Genomic DNA, 3,160 nt, shown 5'->3' on the forward strand with positions numbered 1-3,160 from the left:
TTTTCTGTTAACTGAAGCTAGATTCACGCCAAGATACTACCCACTAGTCTATCGTTTGTCTCATGTCGCCTAACGCCCTGTTAAGGTGTGAGCAACGTAATACCGATGCTACCGCATACCACCTTAAACACTAAAACCAACGCATAGTAAAAAATGCCACGCGTTGCGAATCACTCTTAAACAGATTGTTATGTACCGCCTCAAAACAAGGCACTTTCAATTTGGAACCACTGCTCCATAAAAGGGATAAAGTCCCTTTGAGGTATGAACTTCTGTGCCGCTGTATTATTTTTTAAAAATACTTCCTCCAAAGCCCACACATGGTGGTCGGCGTAAACAGCCCACGCCTTTGCTCCATCGTTAAGCTCTAATCGGGATAGAGGCTTGACAGACAGATAGCCTTTTAATAAAGCTAATGACCTATGAAGCTCCAAATCGAACATATACATGCATGCTCTCGCCAACTCATAACCAGGAGGCATGTTTTGCACTAAATCCCAGTCGATCACATCGCTTACTGTGCAATTAGAATCAAAAAAGACATTGAAATGATGAAAGTCGCCGTGGATTAATTGCCTGCTTGTTAACGGGGTATATGAGTGCGTAGCTTCTGAGCTAGCTAGATAATCACGCTGTTGTTTTACTCTTCGTAGCACCGAGTTATTCATATCAAATTCACTATTTGTTTCAATAGCAGCGACTATTTTTTGTAGTCTATCGACCCAAGCACTTTTATCCCAAGAAAGCTCAATTGTTGGAAAGTCGTTTCCAACCTCGGAAGCGAGTTGAACATGCAGGTCAGCAAGGGCTTTTCCCAACTGAAAAGCATGAAACTCAGACAGAGCACTTTTTTCGATTAACGTTCCTTTTGCTTCAGGAAATAGAGCATAAAACTCATCACCTATTTTACAAAAGGAGTGGTGATCGCGCGTCAAAACAGGGGCAATTATAGTATTCAAATTTTGCGATAACTTTCTCAGCAGCTCATGTTCTAACTTGATCTTAGCAACATTGCGAACACTATATTTTCTAAGATAATAAGTCTCTGAGGATTGGATACGAAAAACATGATTCGTCGCACCAGCTGATTGACGTTTTATACTAGCGCCAGCACCAATCTGACTCCAGTTTTCACCAACCTTACGAACAAAATCACTCATAATTCCAGTTACCCCTTAGGTACATAACGCTGCGTTAAGTGGTGAACAACGCAACCACCCAACCTAAACTATTGTGCCGTAAACACTAAAGCCGATTCAAACCAAAACTGCCAAGCGTTGTGAATCCGTCTTAAACGCTTTGTTATGCGTTTTTTACCGCGTCAAAAAGACTTCTTTCACTATCTGACAAAGGGACTTCAGTCCATTTGGGTGCTATTGCATTTTTGTATTCTTTTGGAAGCTCATCTATTAAGCAATATAACCATGCTAACTTGAGTTCTTCTCTACTCATTTCATTCACAAACTGTGCTATTAATTTGCGTGCAACTTTAAGAAGACTGCGCTTCCATTGAGCCATCTCATTTAAGTTTGAGTTCTTTAAAATGTCATCAACTGTTGCCTTTCCATCTCTGGTTAGCTGTGAAACAGCATTAGGCCACAGCCATTTTAAAAACTCATACCCCTGTTTGTGTAACCACCGCTATGAGCAGATTTATAGGTTCTCATCAATCGCACATGAGCTTCGATTGTATATTTAGTCTTGCCACTCCTATGCTGCCAAATCGTATATATGACACCATAAAGGGCTATTAAAACAGCAGCTGTACCAGCAGAAAATGACCCCAAATTTGCCCAAGATGAAGCATCATCAGGAACTCCGAACTTAGATAGGTAAGTACCGAATGTCATAAGAATTATCGAAAGTAGTACAGCTATATGTTTGAACAATTTATTTTATCCTCTGATACGCATAACGCCCTGTTAAGGGGTGAGTAACGCAATACCGAAGCCACCGCACACCACCTTAATCACTTAAACCAACGCATAGTGAAAGTGCCACGCGTTGCGAATCCCTCTTGAACAGTTTGTTATACAAATGGTTAATTGGATTCTGCGGTCTCTTTAAAGACTAGGTTAAGAGGTTTAGCTAAAGAGTAAATCCACAAACCAAATGCTACAAAGCACCACATAAACAACGCTAGGAAAAAACTAAATATTGGCCACATTGCTAATGCTAGTAACAGACCTGATACACCCGTTACTGGTGTTTCTTCCCACTTTACAGTCTCCGCACCAAATATGGATGCGATGCCACACATTAAAAAGAAAACAAAGAAGCTTAAGCTAAAGCCGATAAAAAGCATTTTGAAAAGAGACCTTTTCGATATTTTCTTAACTGTAATTTCCATTTTCATCCCTGTATTTGTATAACGCCTTGCTAAGGTGTGAGCAACGCAATACCTTAGCCTCCGCATAATACCTTAAACACATAAACCGACGCATAGTAAAAATGCCACGCGTTGCGAATCACTCTTAAGCAACTTGTTATACCGCTTTGTTGAGGCTAAAATGACCAACATAAAGACCACTTAAGAGACCGATTATATGACCACTAGAATTTTAGCCGATGTTGCTGCAAGCATTACCGAATTGAAAGCTAACCCTATGAAAGTTGCAACTAGTGCTTATGGCGAACCTGTTGCAGTATTAAACCGAAATGAGCCAGCATTTTATTGCGTACCTGCCGAAGCGTACGAAATGATGATGGACAGACTCGAAGATCTTGAACTACTAGCTATCGCTAAAGAGCGTGAATCTGAAGAGAGCATTTCGGTAAATATTGATGACCTATAAACTCGACTTTAAAAAGAGCGCACTCAAAGAGTGGAAAAAGCTTGGCTCTACTCTGCAACAACAATTTAAGAAAAAGCTAATCGAGCGCTTAGATAACCCACATGTTCCAGCTTCAAAACTTTCTGGAGCTGACAACATGTATAAAATTAAGTTGCGTCAATCGGGCTACCGTCTCGTCTACAAAGTTGAAGACGATGTCATCATTGTAACCGTCTTAGCAGTCGGAAAACGAGAACGTAGCGATGTTTACCGTAAAGCCATGAAAAGGTTAGATGATTGATTGCGGTATAACGCGCAGTTAAGGTGTGAGAGACGCACATGCACCCTAACCTAAAATAAACTCTGATAAATCCGTGCCTATTTGG

Annotated in this window: 5 protein-coding genes; 2 read left to right on the forward strand and 3 right to left on the reverse strand. The window is 40.6% G+C overall.

Translation table 11 applies throughout. The annotated features are described in order from the left end of the window. Nucleotides 1-200: 200 nt before the first annotated feature. The 3 genes from R8269_RS23250 to R8269_RS23260 all read right to left on the reverse strand — a co-directional run bounded on the left by R8269_RS23250 (nt 201) and on the right by R8269_RS23260 (nt 2,356). Nucleotides 201-1,160, reverse strand: coding sequence for a phosphotransferase (locus tag R8269_RS23250; RefSeq protein ID WP_042524270.1), 960 nt, complete (start codon nt 1,158-1,160; stop codon nt 201-203). Nucleotides 1,161-1,302: 142 nt separating this feature from the next. Further along, complete coding sequence (locus R8269_RS23255; protein ID WP_258476664.1) at nt 1,303-1,518, reverse strand: hypothetical protein; 216 nt, start codon at nt 1,516-1,518, stop codon at nt 1,303-1,305. 523 nt (nt 1,519-2,041) lie between these two features. Further along, the gene (locus R8269_RS23260) at nt 2,042-2,356 is read right to left on the reverse strand and encodes a hypothetical protein (protein WP_171343458.1); all 315 of its coding nucleotides are present in this window, start codon (nt 2,354-2,356) and stop codon (nt 2,042-2,044) included. 190 nt (nt 2,357-2,546) lie between these two features. Here R8269_RS23260 and R8269_RS23265 point away from each other — a divergent pair, with 190 nt between their 5' ends. Together R8269_RS23265 and R8269_RS23270 are read left to right on the forward strand one after the other, a co-directional pair. Further along, nucleotides 2,547-2,795 (forward strand): type II toxin-antitoxin system Phd/YefM family antitoxin, encoded by a 249-nt coding sequence (locus tag R8269_RS23265; RefSeq protein ID WP_005377003.1) that lies wholly within the window; start codon nt 2,547-2,549, stop codon nt 2,793-2,795. Next, entirely contained in the window at nt 2,785-3,075 is a 291-nt protein-coding gene (locus tag R8269_RS23270; RefSeq protein WP_005377002.1) for a type II toxin-antitoxin system RelE family toxin, read from the forward strand. Before R8269_RS23265 ends, R8269_RS23270 begins: the two co-directional genes overlap by 11 nt. Nucleotides 3,076-3,160: the final 85 nt, after the last annotated feature.

It is taken from the genome of Vibrio sp. Vb0667, from assembly GCF_033391095.1.

Coding starts and splice junctions, on each gene's coding strand:
- R8269_RS23250 (WP_042524270.1), bottom strand. CDS start 1,160: ATGAGTGATTTTGTTCGTAAGGTTGGTGAAAACTGGAGTCAGATTGGT.
- R8269_RS23255 (WP_258476664.1), bottom strand. CDS start 1,518: ATGGCTCAATGGAAGCGCAGTCTTCTTAAAGTTGCACGCAAATTAATA.
- R8269_RS23260 (WP_171343458.1), bottom strand. CDS start 2,356: ATGAAAATGGAAATTACAGTTAAGAAAATATCGAAAAGGTCTCTTTTC.
- R8269_RS23265 (WP_005377003.1), top strand. CDS start 2,547: ATGACCACTAGAATTTTAGCCGATGTTGCTGCAAGCATTACCGAATTG.
- R8269_RS23270 (WP_005377002.1), top strand. CDS start 2,785: ATGACCTATAAACTCGACTTTAAAAAGAGCGCACTCAAAGAGTGGAAA.